This window comes from Pseudoxanthomonas sacheonensis, assembly GCF_010093305.1.
Lineage (GTDB): Bacteria > Pseudomonadota > Gammaproteobacteria > Xanthomonadales > Xanthomonadaceae > Pseudoxanthomonas_A > Pseudoxanthomonas_A sacheonensis.
Window position 1 is genome coordinate 29,195 of sequence record NZ_PDWS01000003.1, and the last position, 24,570, is coordinate 53,764.

Sequence of the window (24,570 nt, forward strand, 5' to 3'; positions counted from 1 at the left end):
GGTCAACCCGCGAAGGAGCCATGGAGTCATGCTTCATCGGATGGTGCACCGATGAATGCTATCGACCACGATACGAACGCCAGGCCGCAAGGCCTTTCCAGCGCCGAAGCGGGCCGCCGCTTGCAGCAGGACGGGCCGAACCTGCTGCCCCAGCCGGACCACCGCAACTGGCTGCGTATCGTCTGGAGCGTTCTGCGCGAGCCGATGCTTCTGCTGCTGGTGGGCGCGGCCGGCATCTATCTCCTGCTCGGCGATCCGCAGGAAGCTTCCGTTCTGGTGGCATCCGTTGCGCTCGTCATCGCGCTTACCGTCTATCAGGAGCACAAGTCCGAACGGGCCCTCCAGGCGCTGCGCGATCTAAGCAGTCCGCGGGCGTGCGTGTTGCGCGATGGCGAGACGCGATGGGTCGCGGCACGCGAGCTTGTGGCGGGCGATGTGATCCTGGTGGGCGAGGGCGACCGGGTGCCGGCCGATGCGCGCATTCTGGACGCGAGCGAGATGATGCTGGACGAATCCATGCTCACCGGAGAATCAGTGCCGGTGCGCCGCTCGGCCTCTCCCAATGGCGAGCAGGACGAAAACCTGATACGCGCCAGCACCCTGGTGGTGGCTGGTCATGGCACGGCCGAAGTCATGGCCACCGGCAGCGATACGGCCGTAGGCCAGATCGGCATGGCGCTGCGGACACTGCGCTCGCCGCCAACGCCGATGCAGCTGGAAATCCGGCGCACGGTCATTCTGTTTGCGGCACTCGGACTGGGCTCCAGTCTGCTGATGACCTTGCTGTACGTGGCGGTACACGGCGGCTGGTTGCAAGGTTTGCTGGCGGGCATCACGCTGGCGATGGCCAACATCCCCGAGGAATTTCCGGTAGTCCTGACCGTATTCCTGGCATTGGGCGCATGGCGCATGGCCAAGCACAAGGCACTGGTCCGCCGCGCGCCCGCGATCGAGGCGCTGGGCTCGGTCACGGTGTTGTGCACGGACAAGACCGGCACGCTGACTGAAAACCGGATGTCGGTGGCCGAATTGGTCATCGGCGAGGAGCGGACCGCTCCGATGGAAACCCTTTCGCCCGCCATGCGAGCCCTGCTCGCCTGTGCCGACTTGGCCAGTCCGGACCAGCCATTCGATCCGATGGAACGGGCAATCCACGAGGCGGCATCGAAGCTTTCCGAGCCGCTCTCCCGGGAGGGCTGGCAGCGCATTCGTGAGTACCCTCTTTCCGGCGAATTGCTTGCGGTGACCCATGTCTGGAGCCGGCCTGGCGCATCGGGTTTTCAGGTCATGTGCAAGGGCGCCCCCGAGGCCATAGCCGACCTGTGCGGCCTGGAAGCCGCACATCGGGCCACCGTCCTGGCGCAAGTCGACGAGATGGCTCGGCAAGGTCTTCGGGTACTCGCCGCGGCAGCGGCGGTCTGGGACGAAGACGCGGATAGGCTTCCGTTGACGGCACATGGTTTCGGCTTCGAATGGCGCGGTTTGCTCGGGTTCGCCGATCCGCTGCGTGCTGGCGTTCGTGAAGCGGTGGCCGAGGCCCAGGCGGCCGGCGTGCGCGTGATCATGTTGACCGGCGATCATCTGGAGACCGCCCGTGCAATCGCTACGCAAGCGGGTCTGGCGAACTCCGGGGAAGTGGTGCTGGGGAGCGAGTTGGCGCTCGACGGAGTCGCTTTGACTCGGCGTATCCGCGAAATCAACGTCTTCGCTCGCGTAAAACCCGACCACAAGCTGCGATTGGTCGATGCATTGAAGCGCGATGGGCAGGTCGTCGCCATGACCGGAGACGGTGTGAACGACGCGCCCGCGTTGACGGCTGCCCATGTGGGCGTGGCGATGGGAGAACGCGGGACCGATGTCGCGCGCGAGGCGGCGGCCATCGTGCTGCTCGACGACAACTTCGTCACCGTGGTGCGCGCAATCCAGCAGGGTCGGGTCATCTACGACAACATCGTCCGTGCCATCCGCTACGTTCTGGCGGTGCACGTGCCCATCACCGGGTTGGCGGTACTGCCGTTGCTTTTCGGTGGACCCTTGATGCTGCTGCCGTTGCATGTGGTTTTTCTGGAGCTCATCATCGATCCGGCCTCGACGTTGGTGTTCGAACGCGAGCCGGCCGCAGCCGATGTCATGCAGCGGCCACCCCGGTCGCCTTCCCGGCGGCTGCTCGATGCCGGGACCCTGTTCGGCAGTCTCAGCCAAGGACTAGCGGTGTTTGTTGCGGTGGCGGCCATCTATGCGCTGGGACGCGCCAGCGGAATATCCGCCCCCCAATTGGCCGCGCTCTCATTCACGGCATTGGTCGCGGGAAATCTGGGCTTGATCGTCGTCAATCGTGCTGGCGCCGCGCATCGGCGTTGGTGGCGGCAATCCAACCCTGCGTTCTGGATCGTGACGCTTTCGGCGCTGAGTCTGTTGCTCCTGGTCACCCGCTTTGAGGGACCAGGGCATCCATTCCGATTCGCGCCGCCGCCGCTGGACCTGTCCCTCGTGGCGCTGTTGTTGCCCCTGCTGGTACTGGGCTTGGTCGAGGGCTGGCGTGGAATGCGCGCCCCGAGGACGAAGGCTGGCGACGCAACAGCGCAAGTGCGCTAGGGTCCGCTTGTGACAAGGTGCGCGCAGGCGGTTGCGATTTCGCTCTCCTCATCGACTTCGACACGCCAGATGCGGATCAGGCTTGCGGGTGCGTCCAGACGTGTTGCTTCCCGGTGGTTGGCGTCATGGTCCAGCTGCATGCCGAGCCAGGCCAGATACTTCACGATTGAACTTCGCACATCGGCTGCGTTGGCGCCGATGCCACCGGAGAAAACCAGATCGTCGATGCCGCTCAGCCGCGTGGCCATCCCGGCAATCCCTTGCGCGACCCGCAGCGCAAACACCTCCCGCGCCAGCTCCGCCGCCGGGCTATCGGAAGCCAGCAATTCACGCATGTCGCCCGACTGGCCGGAGATTCCGCGCATCCCGCATTCGTGATACAGCGCTTGCTCAAGGGAATCCACGGTGAAGCCTTCCTGGCGCAAGAGGAAAAACAGCGCTCCCGGATCGAGACTTCCACTTCTGGTCGCCATCGGTACCCCGTCCAACGGCGTCATCGCCATAGTGGTGTCGACGCTGCAACCGTCCTGCGCGGCGCACAAACTGGATCCGCCGCCCAGATGCGCCAGCACTACCCTGCCACGGACTATTCCATCGTCCTGGTTTGCCAGCAACCGCATCGCGGATGCGAACGCCAGCCCATGAAAACCGTACCGCCGGACACCGAGCGCGTCCCAGCGTTGCGGCACCGGTAGACGCCGCGTGTTGGCCGGTAGCGCTGCATGCCAGACGGTATCGTAGGCACCGCACTGAACGGCGTGCGGCCATAGCTTCGCTGCGCTTTCCACCAACGCCAGCGCGGGCGGTTGATGCATTGGCGCCAGGCTTGCCAGCGCATGCAATCGGTCTATCTCGCCGGCGTCGAGAATGCGCGCTGCTTCGGCATCGCCGCCGTGGACGATACGATGCCCCACCCACGCTGGCGTCGCGGCAAACCCGAGGGCATCGGTTGCCTGCGCAAGCAAGGCGCGCGGATCGCCGGAGAATTGGTCGAGCGCAATCTCTATCCGCTGCGGCCGTCCCGGCCTTTCCGTGCCGAGGCCGAAGCCGTCGAAGCGCGCGGCTTTCAATGTGGCCGAGCCCAGATTCAGCACCAGTAACGACCCCTCGCCGGACGCCGTCATGCCGGCTCCTTCTGCCACAACACTGCCGGCAGGCCATATCCCGCGACGGCTTCGTACTCCGCCGATGACAGCCAGGCAGCCGGTGGCTGTTCCATCAACTTGGCGGCAGCCTCGACCGCATGGGCCCAAGTGCAACGGTTGGCGAACATCAGCCCGTCGACGTCGAGCGTGCCGCCCCGGTTGCTGTATCCCAGTGCCCGGGTAAGACGAGGGCCATCGTCCAATCGGCGCAGAGCGCCCAGGAACGGCTCGGGGCGCATGTGCGTTACGAACAGGCGCGGTTGCGCAGGCATGAACCAGCGTCGCAGGGTTTCGTCATCATGGATATGTTCGGACTCCGCTCCATCGCGCGGCGTCCGGAAGCGGCCGGGCTCGCCAAGATAGATCAGATTGGCTACTACGTTGTGTTCGCGCAGTCGCTCCCAGGCACGGCGTACCGCGGCGAGTTGATACGCACCGGTGGCGACCAGGTCGATCGCGGCATCGGGGCTGTACGCGAGGAATAGCGCGCCGTCGCGCGCTAGAGCCGCGGCTTGTCCGGCATCCAGCACCACCGGCAGTTCGCGCTTCGGCACCACCAGGGCGGCGATGCGCCCGTGTTGGCCATAGACCGCCCGCAGTGCGGCTTGCGCGGCATTCGCATCCGGCGGGAATATCACGCTCACGCCATCCTGCATCTCCCCGAGCAAGGCTTCGGTCAATGTCGGATCCTGGTGCGACTGCTCGTTCTTGGCGTTCTCCCAGGTATGCGAGGTCAGCACCAGCGGCATCGACAACCAGCCGGGCGCGCGCCCTGCCCGGCGCAACTGCCGGGCGAAAACAAGCTCCTGACGCAGCGCGCCCAGCATCTTCACCGCGAAGGCTTCGTAGGTGACCACAAGGTTGATGCCGCCCTTGTTCGCGAGCGCGGCGCAAACCACGGCCTCTTCGTTGAGCGCGGTGATGACGGCGCCATCGCGGGCCTCGGCTACGCCTGGCTCTGGTTCCTGCACGCGGTGCTTGAGGCGGTCGAGCGTATGGTCCAGACGATTGCTGCGCAGCTCGTCCGGATTGCCGACGCGCGGCCGTAATGCGGGATTGGCGGCTATCGTCGCAACGAAGTACTCGTCGAGCGCTGCCATCGGCGCGATGGTCTCGCCCGGCGTGCGCCAATCGGGTTCCGGAAGTTTCGGCAATGGCACCTGGCGTACCGCCAGCGCATGATCCCGTTCGAGCGGCCGGCGCTGCGCATCATGCGTGGCCAAGAGGGACAGCGCTTCACGCAGCTCGGTTTCAGGAACATGCAGACGCCTGCAGGCCGTGTTGAACTCGTTGCGAGCGGCTTCGTTGCTGGCTGGATTTCCCGCCAAGGGCAGATTGTGCGCGCGGTTGCTGCCGGCGCCCGGCAAGCCGTAGCCTTTCGGCGCCTGGGCGACTCCGTATCGCAAAGGCATCCCGCTGTCGGACCCGGCGGCGCGATAGGCATCGAGTCTGGCCCGTTGTCCCAGTTCGATGGCGTGGATACCCCAGACAAAACTCGCCGGGTCGCGCCCATCGATGCCGAGAGGCTGGAAACCATTGAGCTGCAGATGCGCATACAGCCAGCGCTCGCCACCCTGCTGGGCGATCTGGGTACGTTGTTCGATACGGCGGCCGTTGAGGATCATCACCGGCGCGACGATTCCGCAGTCTTCCGGCCGCCACCATCGCGGCGCCCAATCGCTGCCCCGCTGCTCTTCGAAAGCGCCGTCGCTGAGAAAGGCGACAAGCCGTTCGCCCGGCAGCGGCGCATGGGCATAGTGCAGTTCGGCGAACCCGAGATAGCCGCCTTCCTGGAGGCTGCCCGCAGTATGCGCGTTGACGTGGGAGCCCAACGGCGACTCGGGATGGCCGTCGGCACCCACGGCATACGAATAGAAGTCGCTTACGAAGCGGGAAAGCCGTGCGTCGTCCAGACCATAACGTTCGGCGTGCGCCGGGCCCATGTTGCCCACCAGCAGGTTGACTGCATCGACCGCGGCCACGCAGTGCCCCTGCCCCATCAGCCAGCTCCGGGTATGTCCGGTCAGGGCATTGAGCGCCAAATACGCCGCGTAGGCCGGCACCATGTTCAACGAACCGCCTGTGTGCCCTTCGGGGTGCGGCTTGAAATCACCGGCAGCCAGTTCGCTGCCGTCCAGCCTGACCTGGCGTGCATAGGTCATGTGCGTAACCAGCCACAGGGCGGCGCTGGCGAGACGATCGGCCGCCGCCAGGCGGCGGTACGCCGTAGTCGCGTCCGGTACCGAGCCTTCCGCCACCAGCGCCTTCGCCAACGCATGGATGCGCGTCTGGGTCAGTGGATCGTGGATGATGACGCCGTAGCCCGCGGCCCATTGGGCGAACGCCGGGTCCGCAGCGCAATAGCCGGCGGCCAAGGTTTCCACTCGCCGCCGCGTGGGCGGATCCAGCTCGCTGCAGATTCCGTAGGCCAGCAGGCCTTCTTCCGGTATTTCCTCGCAGATCATGGCGAAATCCCCTTAGCTCGAGGCCAGATGCGCGGCGACCGCGGTCGCGATCGGTTCGGCCAGGCTGATCGCATTGCTGGAATGGGCGATGCTATCGGTGCTCACGATCCGCCCCGCGCCGGCGCGCTGCAAGGCCCGCCACGCATCGCCGGCGAAGATCGCGTGAATGGCTACGCATACGGCCGGCGGCAACTGCAATCGATGCAGTTGTTCAAGCGCGGCGATCAGAGTACGCCCGGTGGATACGATGTCGTCCACGAGTACGGGCGTGCAGCCGCGCAAGCGTGCGATGTCGGGGAGGCTGACCTGGACTTCACGGTCGCCGCGACGGGTCTTGCGCAACACCTCGTACGGAGCGCCTGCTTCATGCGCCACATCCGCCACCCACTGGGCGCTTTCGCTATCCGGTCCGATCAGCATCGGTCGGGCGACCTCACTGCGAATCCAGCTGGCCAACCGTGGCGCTGAGGCGACGGCCGTGGCGGGCATCCGGAACACATCGCCGAGCGCCGGTATGCGGTGCAGATGCGGGTCCACGGTCACCAGCCAGTCCACGCTCTGGTCCAGGAACTCCGCGAATGCATTCGCACTGATGTTTTCGCCGGCATGAAAGCGGGCATCCTGGCGCAGGTAGGCCAGATACGGCGCCACCAGTCCCACCTTGCGTGCGCCGAATTCCCGTGCGGTCCGTGCGGCGAACCTCAGCGGCAATGCTTTCCGGTCGGGATTGTCGAGGCTGGCGAACAGCACGACATCGGCGCCGGCAACTTCTTCGTCGACCGCGATCAGGGATTCGCCATCGGGGAAATGCCGCCACTCCAGACGCCCCATGCGGGCGCCGATTCGGCCAGCGACGGCTGTCGCCAGCGATAGGTCGTCCGGGAAGGAGAGCAGAACCGGCGTCATGGCCGGCCAGGACCAACAGCCAGAATATCCGGATGCGCGGAGGCATAGTCCAGCGCATAGGCCAGCTGGCCCCGCGTCGCGGCATGCACTTCGAACAACGTCGCTCCGCGTTCGACAGGGTCGCCTTCGCGCAACCTGCACGTCACTCCGGCGATGGCGTCATGCGGCGCGCCCGCCAGCTTGGCGACGCGCGCAAGGCGGCGATTGTCGATGCACATGATTCGGCCGCCAATCGGGGCAACGCAGGGTTTGATGAACTGCGCTGTCCCAGGCTCCTGGAAGCCTCCCTGCGCCGCACAGATGGCCAGGAACTTGCGAAGGGCGGCACCGGAGCGGAGAACTTCGCCGGCTAACGCGCGCCCACCGCCCTGCGCTGCTCCAGGCAACAGATCGAGCACGGCGCCCGCTACGTCGAGTGCGCGTTCGCGCAGATCGCTCGGCGCGTCCGCTTCGTTGCGCAGGACGGCCAGGACGTCATGCGCCTCCAGCGCGGGCCCGATCCCCCACCCGACCGGTTGGCGTCCGTCGGAAAGGTGGATGCCCACCCGCAATCCCACCGCTTCGCCCACGAACGCGAGGCGCCGTGCGATCGCGTCCGCCGCCGCAGGCGTCCGGATCTTGGCGGTGGGTCCGACCGGAATATCGATCAGTACATGCGTCGATCCGGCAGCCGCCTTCTTCGACAGGATGCTCGCGACCATCTGGCCATCGCTGTCGAAGTCCAGCGGCCGCTCGATCTGGATCAGTATGTCGTCGGCCGGGCTCAACCGCATCCTTCCGCCCGACGCCAGGCAGCCGCCTTCGCGCTCCACCACGCGCCGCAAGGCATCGGGCTCCAGATCGACCTTCGTCATCGTCGCCATGACATCGGCGGTCCCGGCCGGCGAAGTGATGGCGCGCGAGGAGGTCTTGGGAATGCGGTAGCCGAGCGCAGCGACAATGGAGACGACGATCGGCGTAGTGCGATTGCCGGGAAGGCCGCCTACGCAATGCTTGTCCAGGACCGGTCCCGATCCCCAGTCGAGCCGCTCGCCTACCGAGATCATCGCCCGCGTCAGCGCCACGGATTCGTCCAGATCCATCCGGTCGCCAGCGCAGGCGGTGACGAACGCGGCCAGTTCGATGTCCGACAGACGGGCCGTCATTACATCCCGCAACACGGCCTCGAATTCGGCTTCGCCCAGGCGTGCGCCAAACACTTTGGCCCGCACTGCGCCTGTGGATCCGGGTGGTTCGGCATGGGCGAACTCGGCGAGCGCGCCTGGACCGGGACTCAATGCCTGCCAGGCCGCCTCGGAAAGCGCGGCTTCGTCTTCGCCGAGCCAGCCGCCCGTTACCACGTTCAATATGGCGATGATTTCGCGATCGCCGCACTTCACCCTGATCCGCGTCAGCGCGGCGAACCCCTCGGCGCGGCACACCAGGCAGCCTTGGTGCAGATAAAGCACGGGCTGCCGATAGGTATCGATACCGGCGCGGCGCACCGGCAATCGGATGCCGGAATCCGCGGTGTCATGGACGGGATCGGTGGAATGCATTCAAGGGGCCTATGTATCCGCGCATCACCCTACTCCTTGCGCCGGATGCCGGATTGACTCTGGTCAATGCTTGTGCGGCCAGGTCCCGGACCAGGGCCGGCGGCGCGCGCTGGCGACGGCCGGGGACGGCATCGGTCCGTCAGGCGACGGAACCGATACCGTTCACGCGCCGGCCTCGAAGCTCTTGTCGCCCAGCAGCACCCGGCCATGGGCGTCCTTCACCGTCACTTCGACATCGATGCCTTCGCGCACGCTCTGGGTGACCAGGCAGAACTCCTCGAACTGCGCGAGGATGCGGTCCAGCTGCGCATGCGCCTCGCCGCCTTCGGTCAGGCGGATCTCGACGAAAGCCTGCGGAATACGCCAGCGTCCCTCGGCGTTGCGCATCGGCGTGGCGGTGATCTCTGCGTGCAGCGCGCCGGGCGCGTTCTTGTACTTGCGCAATGCGAACAACAGGCTGGCCGACAGGCAGTTGGCGATGGCCGCCAACAGCAACCGCGACGGATTGGGTCCGCGGCCTTCGCCCAGCGGCGCGGTTTCGTCGCTCAGCAGCGGCGCCAGCGCGTTGTCGTCGAAGCGGATGCGGAACGCATAGCCCTCTTCCAGTTCCAGGGTCACGCGGATCGGTTGCTCTATGCTCATCGCTTTCTCCTTTTTCATTCCTCGAGGGGTCCGCTCGCCGCGGCGTGGCGCTCCCGCGCCGCCAGCAACACGTAATACAGCAACGGGATCACCACCAGCGTGAGCGCCGTGCTGACCAGGATGCCGAAGATCAAGGACACCGCCAGACCATTGAATATCGGGTCGTCGAGGATGAAGAATGCCCCCAGCATCGCCGCCACGCCGGTCAGCACGATGGGTTTCGCGCGTACGGCGCAGGCCTCGATGACCGCTTCCTCGGCGCTGCGGCCTTCGGCGACGGCCTGGTTGATGAAATCCACCAGCAGGATCGAGTTGCGCACGATGATGCCGGCCAGCGCGATCATGCCGATCATCGAAGTCGCGGTGAATTGCGCGCCTAGCAGCGCGTGGCCGGGCATTACGCCGATCACGGTCAGCGGTATCGGCGCCATGATCACCAACGGCACCAGATAGCTGCGGAACTGCGCGACCACCAGCAGGTAGATCAGCACCATGCCGGCCGCGTAGGCAATGCCCATGTCGCGGAAGGTCTCGTAGGTGATCTGCCATTCGCCGTCCCATTTGACCGCGAAATCGCTGGTGTCCAGGGGCTGCGCGATGAAGGTCTGCCCAAGCTTCCGCCCGTCGACATTGGCGTCGCGCAACTGTCCGACCAGGTCGAACATGCCGTACAGCGGGCTGTCGAGCTTGCCGGCCTCGTCGCCGGTCACGTAGACCACCGGCAACAGGTCCTTGTGATGGATGGCGCCGTCCCACGGCGCGCTGCGCACGGACACCAGTTCCGACAGTTGCACCCACTGCCCCGATCCGCCGCGCACGCGCAGCGCGAGCAGGCGCTCGATGCCGGTCTGTTCCGATACCGGCAGGCGCAAGCGCACGGGTCGCGGATACTTCGAGGCGCCGTCGTGGACGTATGCGGCGTCCACGCCCGAGACGGCCGCAGCCAGGGTATCGGCGACCGCGGATTGCGGCACGCCAAGCCGCGCGGCGCGGACGCGGTCGACCACCACCACTTCGCGCGGCGCATCGCTTTCCACGCTGGTATCGATATCGACGATGCCTTCGGTCTTCTCGAAACGCTTTTCCAGTTCGAGCGCCAGCCGGCGGCTGCGCGCGTAGTCGGGGCCGTAGAGTTCGGCCACCAGCGGCGACAGCACCGGCGGTCCCGGCGGCACTTCGACCACTTTCACCGACGCGCCGTGGCGTGCGCCGACCTCGGCCAGCCTGGGGCGCAACGCGCGGGCGATCTCATGGCTCTGGCGGTCGCGCTGGTGCTTGTCGACCAGATTGACCTGCAGGTCGCCCATGTTGCTGCCGTTGCGCAGGAAGTACTGGCGCACCAGCCCGTTGAAATTCATCGGCGCCGCGGTGCCGGCGTAGCCCTGGTAGTCGAGCACTTCCGGCACGGTGTCGACGACGGCCGCGAGTTCGGTGAGCAGCGCGCTGGTGTCCTCCAGCGTGCGTCCCTCGGGCAGGTCCACGACCACCTGCAACTCGGACTTGTTGTCGAACGGCAGCATCTTCAGCACCACCAGTTCGAACACCGCCAGCGAAGCAGCGGCCACGACCAGTACGGCCATTCCACCGAACAACAGTTTGCGGCGCCGGCCACCGGCGCCGCGATCGAGGAACGGACGCATGATCCTGCCGAACAGACGGTGCAGGCGCGTCTCTCCCTCTTCAGCCGCTTCGGCTCCCCGACTTTGATGCGCGTGCTCCTTGGCATGCCGCGACAGCAGTTTCAACGACAGCCACGGTGTCACCACCAGCGCTATCGCCAGCGACAGCAGCATGCCCACCGAGGCGTTGATCGGAATCGGACGCATGTACGGCCCCATCAGGCCGGACACGAACGCCATCGGCATCAGCGCGGCGATCACGGTGAACGTGGCCAGGATCGTCGGCCCGCCGACCTCGTCCACCGCCGGCGGTATCGCTTCGCGCAAGGTCTTGCGGCGGCCGTTCCGTGCGGGGATGGCCATATGCCGATGGATGTTCTCGACCACGACGATGGCGTCGTCGACCAGAATGCCGATGGAGAAGATCAGCGCGAACAGCGAAACGCGGTTGAGCGTGAAGCCCATCGCCCAGGAAGCGAACAGCGTGATCGCCAGCGTCAGCACGACTGCGCTGCCGACCACGATGGCTTCGCGCCAGCCCAACGCGAACAGCACCAGCAGCACCACCGAGCCGGTGGCGAACGCCAGTTTCTGGATCAGTTTCTGCGCCTTGTCGGTGGCGGTGCGGCCGTAGTCGCGGGTGACGGTGACGTGCACGCCTTCGGGAATCAGCTCGCCCTGCAGCTGCCCGATCCGCTCGGCGATGGCGCCGGTGATGTCGGCGGCGTTGCTGCCGGGCTTCTTGGCCACGGCGATCGTCACCGCCGGCGCCAGGCCTGACACGGGGCCGTCGCGGCCGGCCGGCGCGCCGTGCCAGGCGTAACGCGAGGGGACGTCGGCGCCGGCGCGCACGTCGGCGACATCGGCCAGATGCAGAGGACGGCCACCCTCAAGACCGATCACCAGATCGGCGACGGCATCGGCATCGGCGAGAAACTCGCCGGCGGTCACCGGCACCGCGCCTTGCGGCCCGACACGCTCGCCCACCTGGCGCACCGCATTGGCTGCCTGCAGCGCCTGGGTCAAATCGGACACGGCCAGGCCGTAGGCGGCCAGTTTGGCCGGGTCCAGCGTCACCGCCACCACCCGGTCGGGCGCGCCGAGCGTATACACATCGCGCGTGCCGGCGACGCGCTTTATTTCCGTTTCCAGCGTGTGCGCGACTTCGGCCAGTTCGGTGGCACCGCGCTGCGGATCGTCGGTCCACAGCGTGAGGCTCATCACCGGAACGTCGTCTATCCCCTTGGGCTTGATCAGCGGCTGGCCGACGCCGACGCCGGCCGGCATCCAGTCCTGATTGGAGAAGACCTGGTTGTACAGACGCACGATCGCCGGCTGGCGCTCGACGCCGACCGTGTATTCCACCGTCAGTACCGCCATGCCCGGGCGGCTGATCGAGTAGACATGCTTGATGCCTTCGATTTCGGACAGCTTCTGTTCCAGCGGCGTGCTGACCAACTGTTCGACGTCGCGCGCACTGGCGCCGGCGAACGGCACGAACACGTTCGCCATGGTCACGTCGATCTGCGGTTCTTCCTCGCGCGGCGTGATGAGCACCGCGACCAGACCCAGCAGCAGGCCCAGGATCGCCAGGATCGGGGTCAGCGGGTTGGACTGGAACGCGGCGGCGATGCGGCCGGACAGTCCAAGCCTGGCGTCCTCAGCCATGTCCGGTCCCGGCGGCGGTCTTCCGCTGCGCGGCTAGCGCCTGCCCCGCTGCGACAGGATCGAGCGCGACCTTCTCGCCCGCCTTGAGCCCTGCGACGACTTCCATCTCATCGCCGATGCGCTGGCCCAGCCGCACCTGGCGCAGGGCGATGCGGTTGCCGGAGGCCAGCACGTACACGCCGCTCACTTCTCCACGCTGCATCACCGCCCCGGCCGGAATGCGCACCAGGCCGGCATTGCCGGCGATCGGGAACACGACCTTGGCGGTGATGCCCGGTTGCGGCGCGTCGGCGACATCCGGGAGCACCGCGCGCACGCCCACGCTGTGGGTGGACGGATCGGCGGCCGGGAACACGATCACTTGCGCAGCGTCCAGGCTGCGGCCGTCGTCAAGCACGATCCGCGCGCGATTCGCGGCGCGGATGCCGGCGGCGTCGGATTGCGGCACCTGCACTTCGACGCGCAGCGCACCGGGCGCGTGAAGCGACAACAACGCCTGACCCGGCACCACGCTCTCGCCCGGCTCCACTTCGCGTGCGCTGACGATGCCGGCAAAGGGCGCGCGCACTACCGTGTACTCGGCCTGCTGCCCCGCCTGCGCGAGTTGCGCGCGGGCGGCATCGCGGGCGGCGGCGGCGCTATCGCGCGTCGCGCGCGCCAGATCGACCTGTGCGCGGGATACGTACTGGCCGGAAGCCAGCGCGGCGAAGCGCCGGTAGTTGGTTTCGGCCTCCATCGCCGCTGCTTCCGCCGCCCGCAGTTGCGCGCGTGCGGTGTCGGCGCCGGCCTGCTGTTCGACTGCGGTGAGGCGGAGCAATACATCGCCCGCCGCGACCCGGTCGTTGACGTCGACATTGACCGCAGTGACGCGACCAGTGGTCTGCGCAGCCAGCGTCGCCTGCTGCACGGCTTCGACCACGCCGTCCCAGGCACGGCCGCGCGCATCGCCCGTCGTCTGCGCCGTCGCCGTTTCCAGCCTGGACAGCGCCGGCAGGGCGGCCGGTGCCGGCGGCCCGCTCCCGCAAGCCGCCAGCGCCAGCGACAGGCCGGCGGCGAGGACCCCGCGCGTTCGCACGGTCAGCTGACTTTCGCGACCGGTCATCTGAAACCGCAACCGGGCGCGGCGCCTTTGCCGACACCGAGCTTGCGCATGATCATGGCCGCAGGACAGAAGCCGGTGATGCTGGATTGCAGCAGGTTCAAGCCGACGAAGGCGGTCAGCAACCACCACCACGGCGAAACGAGCTGGGTCAAAGCGACGCTGATGAGGATCATCACGCCGGCGAAGGCCATGACGGCACGGTCTAGGTTCATGAGTGTTCTCCTATGGAAAAAGGGATGCGCGCATCATTGCTTGTCGTTCTTGAGCCGGTCGATGCCGAGCAGGCCCATGATGTATTTCTCGTAGATCGGCTCCGAGGTGCCGTGGCGCATCTTGTAGAGGAAGTACTTCTCGAAGCTGACCTTGGCCACGTGCACCCACTTGCCGATCTTGGTCCAGGTCACGTTGCGCGGCGGGATCTGCGGCAGCGCCACGAACGCCGCACCGGTATCGCCCATGTCGGCCAGGCACACCGCGTTCCAGGTGCCCTCGAAATCGGCGGACCTGCCCTGCAGTTCGGCCTCGATGTTGCGGACGATGGTGGTGACCATCGACTCGATCATGAAGCCGGTCTTGGGCGCGCCCGTGGCGATGGGCGTGACTTCCACCGGCGGGATCGCCACGCACACGCCCGCGGCGAATATCCGCTGGTACCTGGGACTGCGCTGGTGCTTGTCGATGAGCACGAAGCCGCGCGGATTGCACAGGCCCTCGACCGCCGCAACGGCCTCTACGCCCTTGAACGCCGGCAGCAGCATGGAGAATTTGAACGGCAGCGCCTGTTCGCGCAGCGGCCGCCCCAGGCTATCGTGCTCGATCACCACGGCCTCGCCCGCGCGCACTTCCTTCACCTTGGCATTGGCTATCCACTGGATGTGCCGCTGGCGCATCTCCGATTCCATCAGACCTTTGGAATCGCCGACTCCGCCCAGGCCCATGTGGCCGATATACGGCTCGCTGGTCACATAAGTCATCGGCACCTTGTCACGCAATTTCCGCTTGCGCAGGTCCGCATCGACGATCATCGCGAACTCGTACGCCGGTCCGAAACAGCTCGCGCCCTGCACCGCGCCGATGACGATCGGCCCTGGATCCTTCAAAAACTCCTGGTACGCGGCCCAGGCATGCTGCGCGTGCGGCGTGGTGCACACCGACTGCGTATGCCCGGCCACCGGGCCGGTGCCCGGCACCTCCTCGAAAGCCAGTCGCGGTCCGGTGCAGATCAGCAGATAGTCGTAATCGAAAACCCGGCCATCGGCGGTCTCGATCTTGCTGTTCTCGGCATCGATGCGCGTAGCGCGGTGGGGCACGAAGGCGATGTCTTTTTTCGCCAGATACCCGCCGGCAGGGAAAGTGAAATCGTCGGCCTCGCGCCAGCCCACGGCCAGCCACGGATTGGACGGCGTGAAGCTGAACCTGTCGCCGTCGCCGACCACGGTGACCGGGTGCGCCTTGCCCAGCCGCTCGCGCAATTCGTAGGCAGCGCTCATGCCGGCGAGACCGGCTCCAAGGACGATGATCTTGGCCATGGCGAATCTCCTGTAGTAAGCCATATTCGCCAGTGCCGCCCCCGGGGCATTGACCTTGGTCAAGCCACCGGCGATCAACCTGCTTGTTTTTAATTTAGATCTTTCTTATATTAGTGTCAACTAATATTAAAGGATCGTCCCAATGGCGCTCACCGCGAACCAACTGGTGGAACATGCCCGCGGCCGTATCGTCGAAATCGCACCGCACGCGTTCGCCGCCGAAGGCGCCGGCGCCGTGCTGATCGATGTGCGCGAACCCGCCGAATTCGCCACGGGCCATCTCCCCGGCGCGGTCAATATTCCGCGCGGCGTGCTCGAATTCCAGGTCGGGTCGCATCCGGCCCTGGCGGGTCCGCCCCGCCCCATCGTGCTGTATTGCCGCAGCGGCGGCCGCGCCGCACTGGCTGCGCTGAGCCTGTCGATGCTGGGCTTCGATGGGGTCAGGTCGCTGACCGGTGGCATCATGGGCTGGACCGAGGCCGATTTACCGGTCGTCGTACCCGAATGAAACCGCAACGGAACCCTTCATGGCGCGCCGCACTATCCAAGCTCCGATCAACGCCGAGCGAATGCGCGAGCATGCCGGCGATGCCGCCCAGCTGCTCAAGGCTCTGGCCAACGAGAAGCGGCTGATGATCCTGTGCCTGCTGGTCGAAGCCGAACGCTCGGTCGGCGAACTCAATGCGCTGTTGGAGCTGAGCCAGTCGGCCCTCTCCCAGCATCTGGCCGTACTGCGCGACGATGGCCTGGTGCGGACCCGCCGCGAAGCGCAGAGCATCGTCTATTCGATAGCGCCCGGCCCTGCGCAACGGATTCTGCAGGCACTGCACGCTGTTTACTGCGGTTAAGACAGCTGAGCGGCGTTGGCACGTAAATTCTGGCGTTTCCGGGTGAGGCGGCTGGAAATTCCCGTGATTCCACACGTACTGGCTCAACCGTGCTGCGTTCCGACCGTCATTCCAGCCAACGACAATGCGGCGCGCAGCCCGGCCTTCCGGCCAATCCTCCGGCAAGAGCAGGCGGGGACGGCCGGATTCGAAGATCAAACGCTCCGATAGACCGGGACGCGCAATGCGATCTTCAGCTCCTGTCGACCGATGCTGGGACCGCAGTCGGCGGAAGCAAGTCCTCCAGGAAGAAAGCCGACAACTCCGAACGACCGGCAAGGCCGGACTTCGCGTATACCGCACTGGATTGCACCCGCGCGGTTTTCTCCGTGGTGCGGCGCACGGCGGCAATGTCCTTCAGGCTCAGGCCCTTGAGCAACAGGAAGGCCACTTCCTTTTCGGCGTCCGACAGCTGCCATTGGTCCAGCTGCCGGGCGATGGCGAGCGACAACCCTTCGACATGGTTTCTCGACTCGGCTCGCCAAGCCTCGGCCTGTCGCCGGAAGGTCGAGAAGTCACGGGCTTGCACATCCAGGCGCCGACGGAGTTCCCACGCACCGCGTAGCAGGTAGAACGCGCCGAAACACGCAGTCGCGGCAGCCACGGCTTCTGCCAGGACATGCCATGCCGTCACCCCATCCCGCAAGTCGACCAGAAGATCGACGGTGGCCAGAAGCGCGATCAGCGCAAGCACCGTTGCAGTGACGACGCGCTCCCTCGACCCAATGCCATGCCCTTGAGATGTCGCCGCATCGCTCGCTTTCGTCATCGCTCCTGGCCTCGCCCATCGAAATCTTCATTCGTGCTCTTCTTCGGCCTCCTGCCCGCCCCCGTCCGCCCCACCGGATTCCTGGCTCGTTTCGCGTTCGCCGAGCTGCAGCGTCTGGCCAAACAGACCCAAGGTGCGCGCTTGCCCATCATAGTGCCGAAGCAGATAAACGACGGACAATCCCGTCAGCACAACGAACACCAGTCCGACGAAAGGACGGGTGCGCACCGCGGGTTGATCCGGGGAGGGAACCTGTTTCCTGCCCGTCACCATGCTGACTGCCAGACGGTCGCGATGCCGCAGCGCGTGTGCAACCAGTCCTCCGAGATGCATCAGAACGACGACGAGAAATGCATTGGCCATCAACTCATGCGCCTCCTCCAGAAGTTCGCTTTCGGGACCGGTCGCCATCAGGTAGCCCGTTGCGCCCAGCCCCAGCCCAAGACAAACCATGGCCACTGCCGCCCAGCTGGAGGCCGGGTTGTGGCCGACCCAGCGCTGGGTAGTGCCGGAGAACATCCCTTTGAAGTAGGCGAACAGAGGTACTGGCCCCAAGACCAGGTCGGAGAGCCGCGCATGACGGGTCCCCACCAAGGACCAGACAAGCCGCAACAGGATGACGCCGCACATCGCCAAACCCGCCAGCATATGCAGCGGGAATCCGAGAGAGTCATCTTCGATCAGATTGGAAATGGCGAAGGCCGCCACGAAGAAACCGGCGAACAGCCAATGGAAGATGCGGGTAGGCCAATCGTAGACGAGCAAAGGACGCATGGGAGTTCCTTGGAGAAATGGATTCGCCGAACTTTGGATGGATGACCACTGCCGCGCCATAAGGCGAATGACCTAGCGCCAGAAGAATCAACGATTTGCGGAAAATGAATTTCGACCGCTATCGATCCATTCACGAGTCCTCGACGAATGTCCGAGGCTCGCTCGGATGCGTACTGAGAATCACTCACTCGCATGCCGGGCGATTGGGGTAAACAGGAAAGGACGTGACCGGAGCGCGGCGCTTGATCGCCGACCACGAGGCCGCGCACCTACGCACCAGGAATTCGTCATGCACCACGCAGAACGGCATCGGAATCAGAGAATCGGATGGCTTCGCGCCGCCGTCCTCGGAGCCAATGATGGTTTGATCTCGACCAGCAGCCTGATTGTCGGCGTCTCCGCGGCAGACGCTTCCACGCGTAGCGTACTGCTCGCTGGGCTGGCGGGACTGGTGGCGGGTGCGCTGTCGATGGCCGCCGGTGAGTACGTATCCGTCAGCTCGCAATCGGACACGGAGCGCGCCGACACGGAAAAGGAGCGCCGCGAATTGAGCGCCCAGCCGGAGGCGGAATTGCAGGAGTTGGCGGGGATTTACCGAAAGCGGGGACTCAGCGCTCCCTTGGCGCTCGATGTGGCCAAGGAACTGACGGCAGCCGATCCGCTCGCCGCTCATCTGCGGGATGAACTGGGCATCCACGAAGCCACGCTGGCTCGTCCGTTGCAGGCCGCGCTGGCGTCGGCTGCGTCGTTCTGCGTGGGTGCGGCGCCGCCCTTGGCGGTGGCTGCATTCTGGAGCGGAGGCAGCGTGACCATGGTCATCGCAATGATCTCATTGGTTCTGCTCGCAGTGCTGGGCGGCTCCGCAGCAAGCATGGGCGGGGCGCCGATCGCGCGGGGCGCGATACGGGTGATGGTATGGGGGGCGCTGGCGATGGCGATTACCGCGGGTATAGGAAAGCTGTTCGGCACCGCGGGCCTCGCCTAGGGCTGCTTCATCGGAGAAGTCCCGCAACCGACGGACCGCTATCCCGTCCGCTCATCCGGGCGCGGTAAAGAACGCAACGGGACCGCCGGAGACCTCGGATTCGGCGCCGGCAATTGACCCTGATCAATGCAATGTTCGCCCGTTAACGCAAACTTGGGTGCGGAAGACACTTCGCTTGCGTACCGGTTCCATATTGCGATGGCACTTTGGCGGCAATGGCTTTCCAGGGTCTCCGACGCGGCGATAGCGACCGATAGATAAGGTGATCATCGTGAAGCATGATGCGGGCCGATTGACTGCAGCAAGACCCATTGGACCTGGATCCAGGTCGTTGGTGATTTTTCTGGTTGTGGCAAGTTTCGCGTCGATGCTGGCGGCGATCCCGACCGGCACTTGGTGGAGCACGGCAACGCTCAGTCTTGGTTCCGGGATCGCAGCGGTTTCGCTGATGGCGATGGCGGCCGTACTAGGCGCCCGCTGGAAGTGGGTCGAGTCTATTTTCGGCGGTCTGGATCGGGTCTACGAAACGCATAAATGGCTGGGCGTGTGGGCTCTGGCGTTCGGGTCGATCCATCTCGTCTTCAAGGCCGGGAATGCGGAATGGCAGACCGCTGCCATCCTGGCCCTGCCAAGCCCGACGACGCGGCTGGTACGGCAGTTGAGCTTCGTGGCGCTGATGCTGATCGTCCTGCTGGCGCTGAACCGCAATATCCCGTACCGCGTTTGGCGCTGGTGGCACAAATTGTCCGGACCTTTGTTCCTGATAGTCATCGCGCACTGGTTGAGCTTCAAATCGCCAGTCGCGTTGGTCAGCCCGGCAGGGATATGGCTGGCGACGTTGTCGGTCCTGGGCGTGGCCGCGGCAGCGTACAAGCTGCTCCTGTATCCCTCGCTGTCGCAGCATGCCGAGTACCGCCTGCAATCAGTTTCCGCCAACGCCAGCGCCGTCCATCTTCGGCTCACGCCGGTGAGCAGGAAGATTCCCTTTGTTCCCGGACAATTCGCATTTCTCTCTTTCAAGCGGAATGGCCTGCGCGAGCCGCATCCATTCACCATCGCGAGTGCCGCCAAGGAGGATGGCAGCATCGCCTTCATGGTACGTTCGCTTGGCGACTATACGGCACGCTTGGTGAGGGAAGCCGAGCCCGGATTGACGGTAGAGGTCTATGCGCCGTTCGGGCGCTTTCAGCGCTCGCCGGATGGGAAGGCAGAGATATGGATCGCAGGCGGCGTGGGCGTGACGCCTTTTCTCGCTTGGCTGCAGGATGCGGACGAAGGTCGGTTCGAACGGGTGACGTTCTTCCACTTCTTCACTCCCGGGCGCGAGTTGCCGGAGGCGGCCGACCCACGGGTGTTGGCCGAGGAGCGCGGTGTGGAATTGGTCGACATCGCGACGGGACCCAGCGCGCCCGAGTTCCGCCGCCGCTTCGCTCAAGTCGTCGCCCAGGCTGGGCCTGCGCAAGTTCAAATCAGCTTTTGCGGTCCCAAAGGGCTGCTCAGGCAATTGCGTTCGCTGATGCGCGAAACCGGCGTGCCGGACGACCGCCTTCGCCACGAACTCTTCGAGTTTCGTTGATGAGATGGTCGCCGTGCCGGATGTCTGCACAGGCAGCAACGGTGTTGTCTGCCTCGATGCCGCACGCCGGCAGTTGGAAGGCTTCATGCGCACCGCAATGGCAACCGCAGAAACCCATGTGCCGGCAAGCGCGCGTCCATGGCGGAAGCGCCGCCATGGCCATCTGGCGCGTCGCAACGCTTTTTCCCGCCGCCGGGAGGGCAGTCGCATGAATCCGCCAGCCGAAATACCGGTCGAGATGCGCGCGATGCTCCTCGAGCGCCCGAATTCGGCACTGGTCGAGACTCGCCGCCCCCTGCCCCTTCCGCAAGCCGGCGAGATCCGGATCCGAGTGGAGGCTTGCGGTGTCTGCCGTACCGACCTGCACATCGTCGACGGCGAATTGCCGCAGGCCGTCTATCCCATCGTGCCGGGTCATGAAGTCGTTGGCTTGGTCGATGCGTGCGGACCGGGCGTGGTCGCGTTAGAACTCGGCGAACGCGTCGGCGTACCCTGGCTGGCGCGCACCTGCGGGTGCTGCGAATATTGCAGGCGGGGTCTCGAGAATCTCTGCGATTTCGCGGAGTTCACCGGCTGTACGCGCGATGGCGGCTATGCGACGCATTTGATCGCCAACGCGGCCTTCTGCGTACGCCTGGGGTCGCGATGGACGGATCCGGTCGCGGCTTCGCCGCTGTTGTGCGCAGGCCTGATCGGCTGGCGCGCATTGAAGGCCGCGGGGTCTTGCGGGCGATTGGGAATCTTCGGATTCGGCGCTGCCGCGCATATCGTCGCCCAACTCGCCCGGTGGCGCGGAACCGAGGTTTATGCGTTCACCCGGCCCGGCGACCGTTCGGCGCAGGCATTCGCAATGTCCTTGGGTGCCCTCTGGGCGGGCGATTCGGATCAGCGGGCGCCGGAGTCCCTGGATGCCGCGATCATCTTCGCCCCCGTCGGCGATCTGGTGCCCATCGCGCTCGGTTCTGTGCGCAAAGGCGGTCGCGTAATCTGCGCCGGCATCCACATGACCGACATCCCGCGCTTCCCGTACCGTCTGTTGTGGGAGGAGCGCCAGCTGGTGTCGGTCGCCAACCTTACCCGCCATGACGCGGAAACATTCTTCGATGCGGCCGCCGGCGCAGGCGTGCATACGCAAGTACGGCGTTACGCGCTCGGCGAAGCCAATCTTGCGCTGGATGCCCTGCGCGGAGGGCGGATCCAGGGAGCTGCGGTGCTGGTGCCGGACTGACCTCGGCGCGCGGTTCGCCTCTTCACCGGCCCATATAAACGGATATCCGGTTGACCTGGATCAATACCGCGCCGCCGCTGCGGGTTTCCACTGCCAGTCGGCTTACCGGTTGCGTATACGGCAATCGTCGCAATCGGCCGGCGGGCACGAGGAATCGAGTCATGAATAGAGTCATGAACAGAACCTGCATCGTCACAGGGGCCGCACTCGGGATCGGCAATGCCTGCGCCCAGCGCCTCGCCGACGAAGGAGCGAACCTGGCCCTGTTCGATGTACTCGATGAAGCCGGCCAGGCCCTGGCCGGTGAGTTGCAGGCACGCGGCGTCAAGGCCCGCTATTGGCATGTGGATGTCTCCAGCGAACGCGCAGTGCGCGAAGCGGTCGATGGCGCGGCCGCGCATTTCGGCGCGGTGCACGTGTTGGTGAACAACGCCGGCATCGCCGGCGCCAACAAGCCCACGCACGAGATCACCGAGGAAGAGTGGGACCGGGTGCAGGCGATCAACGTCAAAGGCGTGTTCTTCTGCACCAAGCACGCCATTGCGCATCTGCGCCGCGCCGGCGGCGGCAGCATCATCAATCTGTCGTCGATCTACGGCCTGGTCGGCGCGCCGGACGTGCCTCCCTATCACGCCGCCAAGGGCGCCGTGCGGCTGATGACCAAGACCGACGCGATGATCTACGCAGCGGATCGCATCCGGGTGAACTCGGTGCATCCGGGCTATATCTGGACGCCGATGGTAAAGGAGCATCTGGCCGCCAGCGGCGCCGTGGATATGCAGGCCGCACGCGAGGAGGTGGGCCGCTTGCACCCGCTCGGGCACATGGGCGAGCCGGACGATATCGCCTGGGGCGTGGTCTACCTTGCCTCGGACGAGTCGAAGTTCATGACCGGCGCCGAACTGGTGATCGACGGCGGCTATACGGCCCGCTGACGAAAGACGATCCCTGACCGCGGACGGCGTTCACCGGCATGGCGTGCCTGGATTCGGAACTCGCCGGCGAATCCGATGCGGCGCGGGAATTCCGCCGATGCCGTCAGTCACCACGCGCTGTCCTTGATCCCGATCCGGAAAGCGATGCGGTTCACCGCCAGGTCGCCGATGAAAGTGACGGCGAGGATAAGCGATACATCCAGCCAGGACAGCCTGGCCCAGGGCCCGACCAACGCCAGCGCGCCGATCGGAAAATCGAGCTGATCGAAGGGCACCCACGGCACTCCGGCCGCGACGCCCAGGCGCCGCTTGAACAGGCTCTTCAGGCAATCGCCCGCCATCGCTCCGACGCCGAAACCCAATCCCAGCAACGGCCAGTACGCATAGTCGACCAGGCCGAACGGCGCATCGATAGCCGCCTGCGCAGCGGTGGCTAGGATGCCGGCAACCACGCCCATCATCGCGCCGGCTACCGTCTTGTGGCTGCCGAGCAAACGTTCATGGATCGGCCTATTCCAACCTGGCCAATAGCGCGCGAACGGCGGCGCCATGTTCGCCAGATAGGCGGGCGCCATGAAGTAAAGCAGCTCGAGCAGTCTGATGGTCAAATCGGCAGGTGGTCCAGAATGGTCTGCGCATCCGCCTGGGTCAGGTCCTTGGGCAGCCCGGTGGTTACGCAAGCGCGGACGTGCTTGTTCAATGCGGCGTTGAGCGTGCCCAGGAAACGCGCTGGCGCGATCAGCACGACATTCCCATAACGGTGGTCCAGGCGGCCTTGCTCCAGTACATCGTTCAGTTCGCGTGCGAACGCCTCGGCGCTCTTCTGCCGGAGACTGGTATGCGGCTCGATGCTGTGCCGGCCATGGCCGAAGCTGTCGTGGGTGCTTGGTGGCCGGTCCCGCGACAATTCGCGGCCGCTTGCCGCGCCCTCGGGATTGACGCGATCCTCGAGCTCGACGATCGAATGGTCCTTTTCAACCGCGAACAGTCTCGCTTTGGCGCCATCGGCGACCAGTATCCAGGTGGCGGACATCATTCTTCTCATGGAAATGAAGAGAAGACCAGTATTCCTCCGGGATCCCAAGCCATGTTGATCTTCGTCAACGTATTCCGGGAACCGACGATCGGCCGCGCCGCTTCCCGACCGCCATTCCAACCAACGACGATGCGGCGCGCAGGCCGGTCTACCGGCCAATCTTCCGGCAGGAACAAGCAGGGATGGCCGGATTCAAAGATCAAGCGTTCCGATAAACCGAATCGCCGACTCCAGCAGCGTCCTGCACCCTTGCTCAAGGTTAACGAAGACAACGGATGTGCAAAGTCTCCACCCACAGCCGACCCACCGATTCTCGGTTAGCGAGCTGCAGCTGCAGCAGGGGTAGAAACTGAGCACTCATCCTGGCTCAAAATCCCGTAGCTGAACCGCGACAATTTTCTGCCGAAAATCTAACCGGCTTTTTACTTGCGGCTAATTGAGCCTTAATCCAACGCCGCCAAGCTGCGCGGCATGTCTTGGATCCCCACCTCAATACTTGCCCCGCTTCCTGGCCGTTTTGCTCACGCCAGCCTGGTTTCGTCGAACGATCCACAGCGCCCCGCAGTCGAAGAGTTCATCAGGAAGATCTATCGGGAGCGATATGAGGCCTCGTTGCACAGCTTTCTCCCGCACCTGCTGGCGTATCGCGACACCGATGGGAATATGCTTGCCGCGGTAGGATTACGGCTAGGCAGCGAGGGAGACCTGTTCGTAGAGCAATACCTTGATGGCCGCGCGGAACATGTGATCGCTCAACGCCAAATCGCCAATGTCCCGCGCACGGCGCTCGCCGAAGTCGGAAATTTCGCCGCATTAACGCCTGGAACGGCACGCGAGCTGATTCTGCAGCTCACTTGTACCTTGCATTCCGCGCATGTCCGCTGGGTATTGTTCGCCGCGACCAAGCAACTTCGCAACGCATTCGACCGCCTGCACTTGTCCACGATCGAACTGGCCGAAGCCAGAGCGGATCGACTGGGCGGCGACCGGCTGCAATGGGGGCGCTACTACGACTCCGAGCCTCGGGTCATGTGCGGCAACGTAGTCTCCGGGCATGCCTACCTCCAGCAACAACTGAAGTTGGATGCCGCGGACAGCCCAGTTCAACACATCAAGCCGGCTCTGGCAGGTGCACTGTGAGCGCCTATCCTTCTCGCCTGCTGGATGCGCT

General features: G+C 65.3%; 22 protein-coding genes. 8 read left to right on the forward strand and 14 right to left on the reverse strand.

The window, feature by feature from the left end; genetic code table 11:
- Positions 1-51: 51 nt before the first annotated feature.
- Entirely contained in the window at positions 52-2,595 is a 2,544-nt protein-coding gene (locus tag CSC73_RS03825; protein WP_163839096.1) for a cation-translocating P-type ATPase, read from the forward strand.
- Here CSC73_RS03825 and CSC73_RS03830 read toward each other — a convergent pair.
- The 9 genes from CSC73_RS03830 to CSC73_RS03870 all read right to left on the reverse strand — a co-directional run bounded on the left by CSC73_RS03830 (position 2,592) and on the right by CSC73_RS03870 (position 15,209).
- Positions 2,592-3,719 carry an acetate/propionate family kinase gene (locus CSC73_RS03830; protein WP_163839097.1) on the reverse strand — a complete coding sequence of 376 codons (1,128 nt, stop codon included), beginning with the start codon at positions 3,717-3,719 and terminating at the stop codon, positions 2,592-2,594. The genes CSC73_RS03825 and CSC73_RS03830 overlap by 4 nt on opposite strands.
- On the reverse strand, positions 3,716-6,205 hold the full coding sequence (locus CSC73_RS03835; RefSeq protein WP_163839098.1) for a phosphoketolase family protein: 2,490 nt from the start codon (positions 6,203-6,205) through the stop codon (positions 3,716-3,718). The genes CSC73_RS03830 and CSC73_RS03835 overlap by 4 nt, the downstream gene beginning before the upstream one ends.
- Positions 6,206-6,217: 12 nt before the next feature.
- Positions 6,218-7,111, reverse strand: a complete 894-nt coding sequence (locus CSC73_RS03840) for a ribose-phosphate pyrophosphokinase (RefSeq protein WP_163839099.1) — start codon at positions 7,109-7,111, stop codon at positions 6,218-6,220.
- Entirely contained in the window at positions 7,108-8,595 is a 1,488-nt protein-coding gene (locus tag CSC73_RS03845) for a thymidine phosphorylase family protein (RefSeq protein ID WP_246197350.1), read from the reverse strand. The genes CSC73_RS03840 and CSC73_RS03845 overlap by 4 nt, the downstream gene beginning before the upstream one ends.
- A gap of 216 nt (positions 8,596-8,811) precedes the next feature.
- Positions 8,812-9,291, reverse strand: coding sequence for an OsmC family protein (locus CSC73_RS03850; protein WP_163839101.1), 480 nt, complete (start codon positions 9,289-9,291; stop codon positions 8,812-8,814).
- Between the two features lie 14 nt (positions 9,292-9,305).
- Positions 9,306-12,578 (reverse strand): efflux RND transporter permease subunit, encoded by a 3,273-nt coding sequence (locus tag CSC73_RS03855; protein ID WP_163839102.1) that lies wholly within the window; start codon positions 12,576-12,578, stop codon positions 9,306-9,308.
- Entirely contained in the window at positions 12,571-13,680 is a 1,110-nt protein-coding gene (locus CSC73_RS03860) for an efflux RND transporter periplasmic adaptor subunit (RefSeq protein ID WP_163839103.1), read from the reverse strand. The genes CSC73_RS03855 and CSC73_RS03860 overlap by 8 nt, the downstream gene beginning before the upstream one ends.
- Positions 13,677-13,892 (reverse strand): YgaP family membrane protein, encoded by a 216-nt coding sequence (locus tag CSC73_RS03865; protein WP_163839104.1) that lies wholly within the window; start codon positions 13,890-13,892, stop codon positions 13,677-13,679. Before CSC73_RS03865 ends, CSC73_RS03860 begins: the two co-directional genes overlap by 4 nt.
- A gap of 33 nt (positions 13,893-13,925) precedes the next feature.
- Complete coding sequence (locus CSC73_RS03870) at positions 13,926-15,209, reverse strand: NAD(P)/FAD-dependent oxidoreductase (protein WP_163839105.1); 1,284 nt, start codon at positions 15,207-15,209, stop codon at positions 13,926-13,928.
- A gap of 142 nt (positions 15,210-15,351) precedes the next feature.
- Between CSC73_RS03870 and CSC73_RS03875 the strand changes: the two genes are divergently transcribed.
- Both CSC73_RS03875 and CSC73_RS03880 read left to right on the forward strand, forming a co-directional pair.
- The gene (locus tag CSC73_RS03875) at positions 15,352-15,717 is read left to right on the forward strand and encodes a rhodanese-like domain-containing protein (RefSeq protein WP_163839106.1); all 366 of its coding nucleotides are present in this window, start codon (positions 15,352-15,354) and stop codon (positions 15,715-15,717) included.
- Between the two features lie 19 nt (positions 15,718-15,736).
- Positions 15,737-16,057, forward strand: coding sequence for an ArsR/SmtB family transcription factor (locus CSC73_RS03880; RefSeq protein WP_163839107.1), 321 nt, complete (start codon positions 15,737-15,739; stop codon positions 16,055-16,057).
- A 232-nt stretch (positions 16,058-16,289) separates the two neighbouring features.
- Here CSC73_RS03880 and CSC73_RS03885 read toward each other — a convergent pair whose 3' ends face one another.
- Both CSC73_RS03885 and CSC73_RS03890 read right to left on the reverse strand, forming a co-directional pair.
- A complete protein-coding gene (locus tag CSC73_RS03885) occupies positions 16,290-16,865 on the reverse strand; it encodes a helix-turn-helix transcriptional regulator (RefSeq protein WP_211840803.1) in 576 nt (191 codons plus the stop codon).
- Positions 16,866-16,892: 27 nt separating this feature from the next.
- Positions 16,893-17,639, reverse strand: a complete 747-nt coding sequence (locus CSC73_RS03890; protein WP_163839108.1) for a cytochrome b/b6 domain-containing protein — start codon at positions 17,637-17,639, stop codon at positions 16,893-16,895.
- A 289-nt stretch (positions 17,640-17,928) separates the two neighbouring features.
- On the opposite strand from CSC73_RS03890, the gene CSC73_RS03895 reads away from it, so the two are divergent.
- The 3 genes from CSC73_RS03895 to CSC73_RS03905 all read left to right on the forward strand — a co-directional run bounded on the left by CSC73_RS03895 (position 17,929) and on the right by CSC73_RS03905 (position 21,428).
- A complete protein-coding gene (locus CSC73_RS03895) occupies positions 17,929-18,624 on the forward strand; it encodes a VIT1/CCC1 transporter family protein (RefSeq protein WP_163839109.1) in 696 nt (231 codons plus the stop codon).
- A 334-nt stretch (positions 18,625-18,958) separates the two neighbouring features.
- Positions 18,959-20,200, forward strand: coding sequence for a ferredoxin reductase family protein (locus tag CSC73_RS03900; RefSeq protein ID WP_246197352.1), 1,242 nt, complete (start codon positions 18,959-18,961; stop codon positions 20,198-20,200).
- A gap of 208 nt (positions 20,201-20,408) precedes the next feature.
- Positions 20,409-21,428 carry a zinc-dependent alcohol dehydrogenase family protein gene (locus CSC73_RS03905; protein WP_246197328.1) on the forward strand — a complete coding sequence of 340 codons (1,020 nt, stop codon included), beginning with the start codon at positions 20,409-20,411 and terminating at the stop codon, positions 21,426-21,428.
- A 22-nt stretch (positions 21,429-21,450) separates the two neighbouring features.
- Here the strand turns inward: CSC73_RS03905 and CSC73_RS03910 are convergent, their stop codons facing one another.
- A complete protein-coding gene (locus CSC73_RS03910) occupies positions 21,451-21,591 on the reverse strand; it encodes a hypothetical protein (RefSeq protein WP_163839110.1) in 141 nt (46 codons plus the stop codon).
- Positions 21,592-21,601: 10 nt separating this feature from the next.
- Between CSC73_RS03910 and CSC73_RS03915 the strand changes: the two genes are divergently transcribed.
- The gene (locus CSC73_RS03915) at positions 21,602-22,363 is read left to right on the forward strand and encodes an SDR family NAD(P)-dependent oxidoreductase (protein ID WP_246197330.1); all 762 of its coding nucleotides are present in this window, start codon (positions 21,602-21,604) and stop codon (positions 22,361-22,363) included.
- A gap of 107 nt (positions 22,364-22,470) precedes the next feature.
- Here CSC73_RS03915 and CSC73_RS03920 read toward each other — a convergent pair whose 3' ends face one another.
- Both CSC73_RS03920 and CSC73_RS03925 read right to left on the reverse strand, forming a co-directional pair.
- Complete coding sequence (locus CSC73_RS03920) at positions 22,471-22,971, reverse strand: CDP-archaeol synthase (protein WP_163839112.1); 501 nt, start codon at positions 22,969-22,971, stop codon at positions 22,471-22,473.
- On the reverse strand, positions 22,968-23,396 hold the full coding sequence (locus tag CSC73_RS03925; RefSeq protein ID WP_211840805.1) for a host attachment protein: 429 nt from the start codon (positions 23,394-23,396) through the stop codon (positions 22,968-22,970). The genes CSC73_RS03920 and CSC73_RS03925 overlap by 4 nt, the downstream gene beginning before the upstream one ends.
- A 474-nt stretch (positions 23,397-23,870) precedes the next feature.
- On the opposite strand from CSC73_RS03925, the gene CSC73_RS03930 reads away from it, so the two are divergent.
- On the forward strand, positions 23,871-24,539 hold the full coding sequence (locus tag CSC73_RS03930; RefSeq protein WP_163839114.1) for a thermostable hemolysin: 669 nt from the start codon (positions 23,871-23,873) through the stop codon (positions 24,537-24,539).
- Positions 24,540-24,570: the final 31 nt, after the last annotated feature.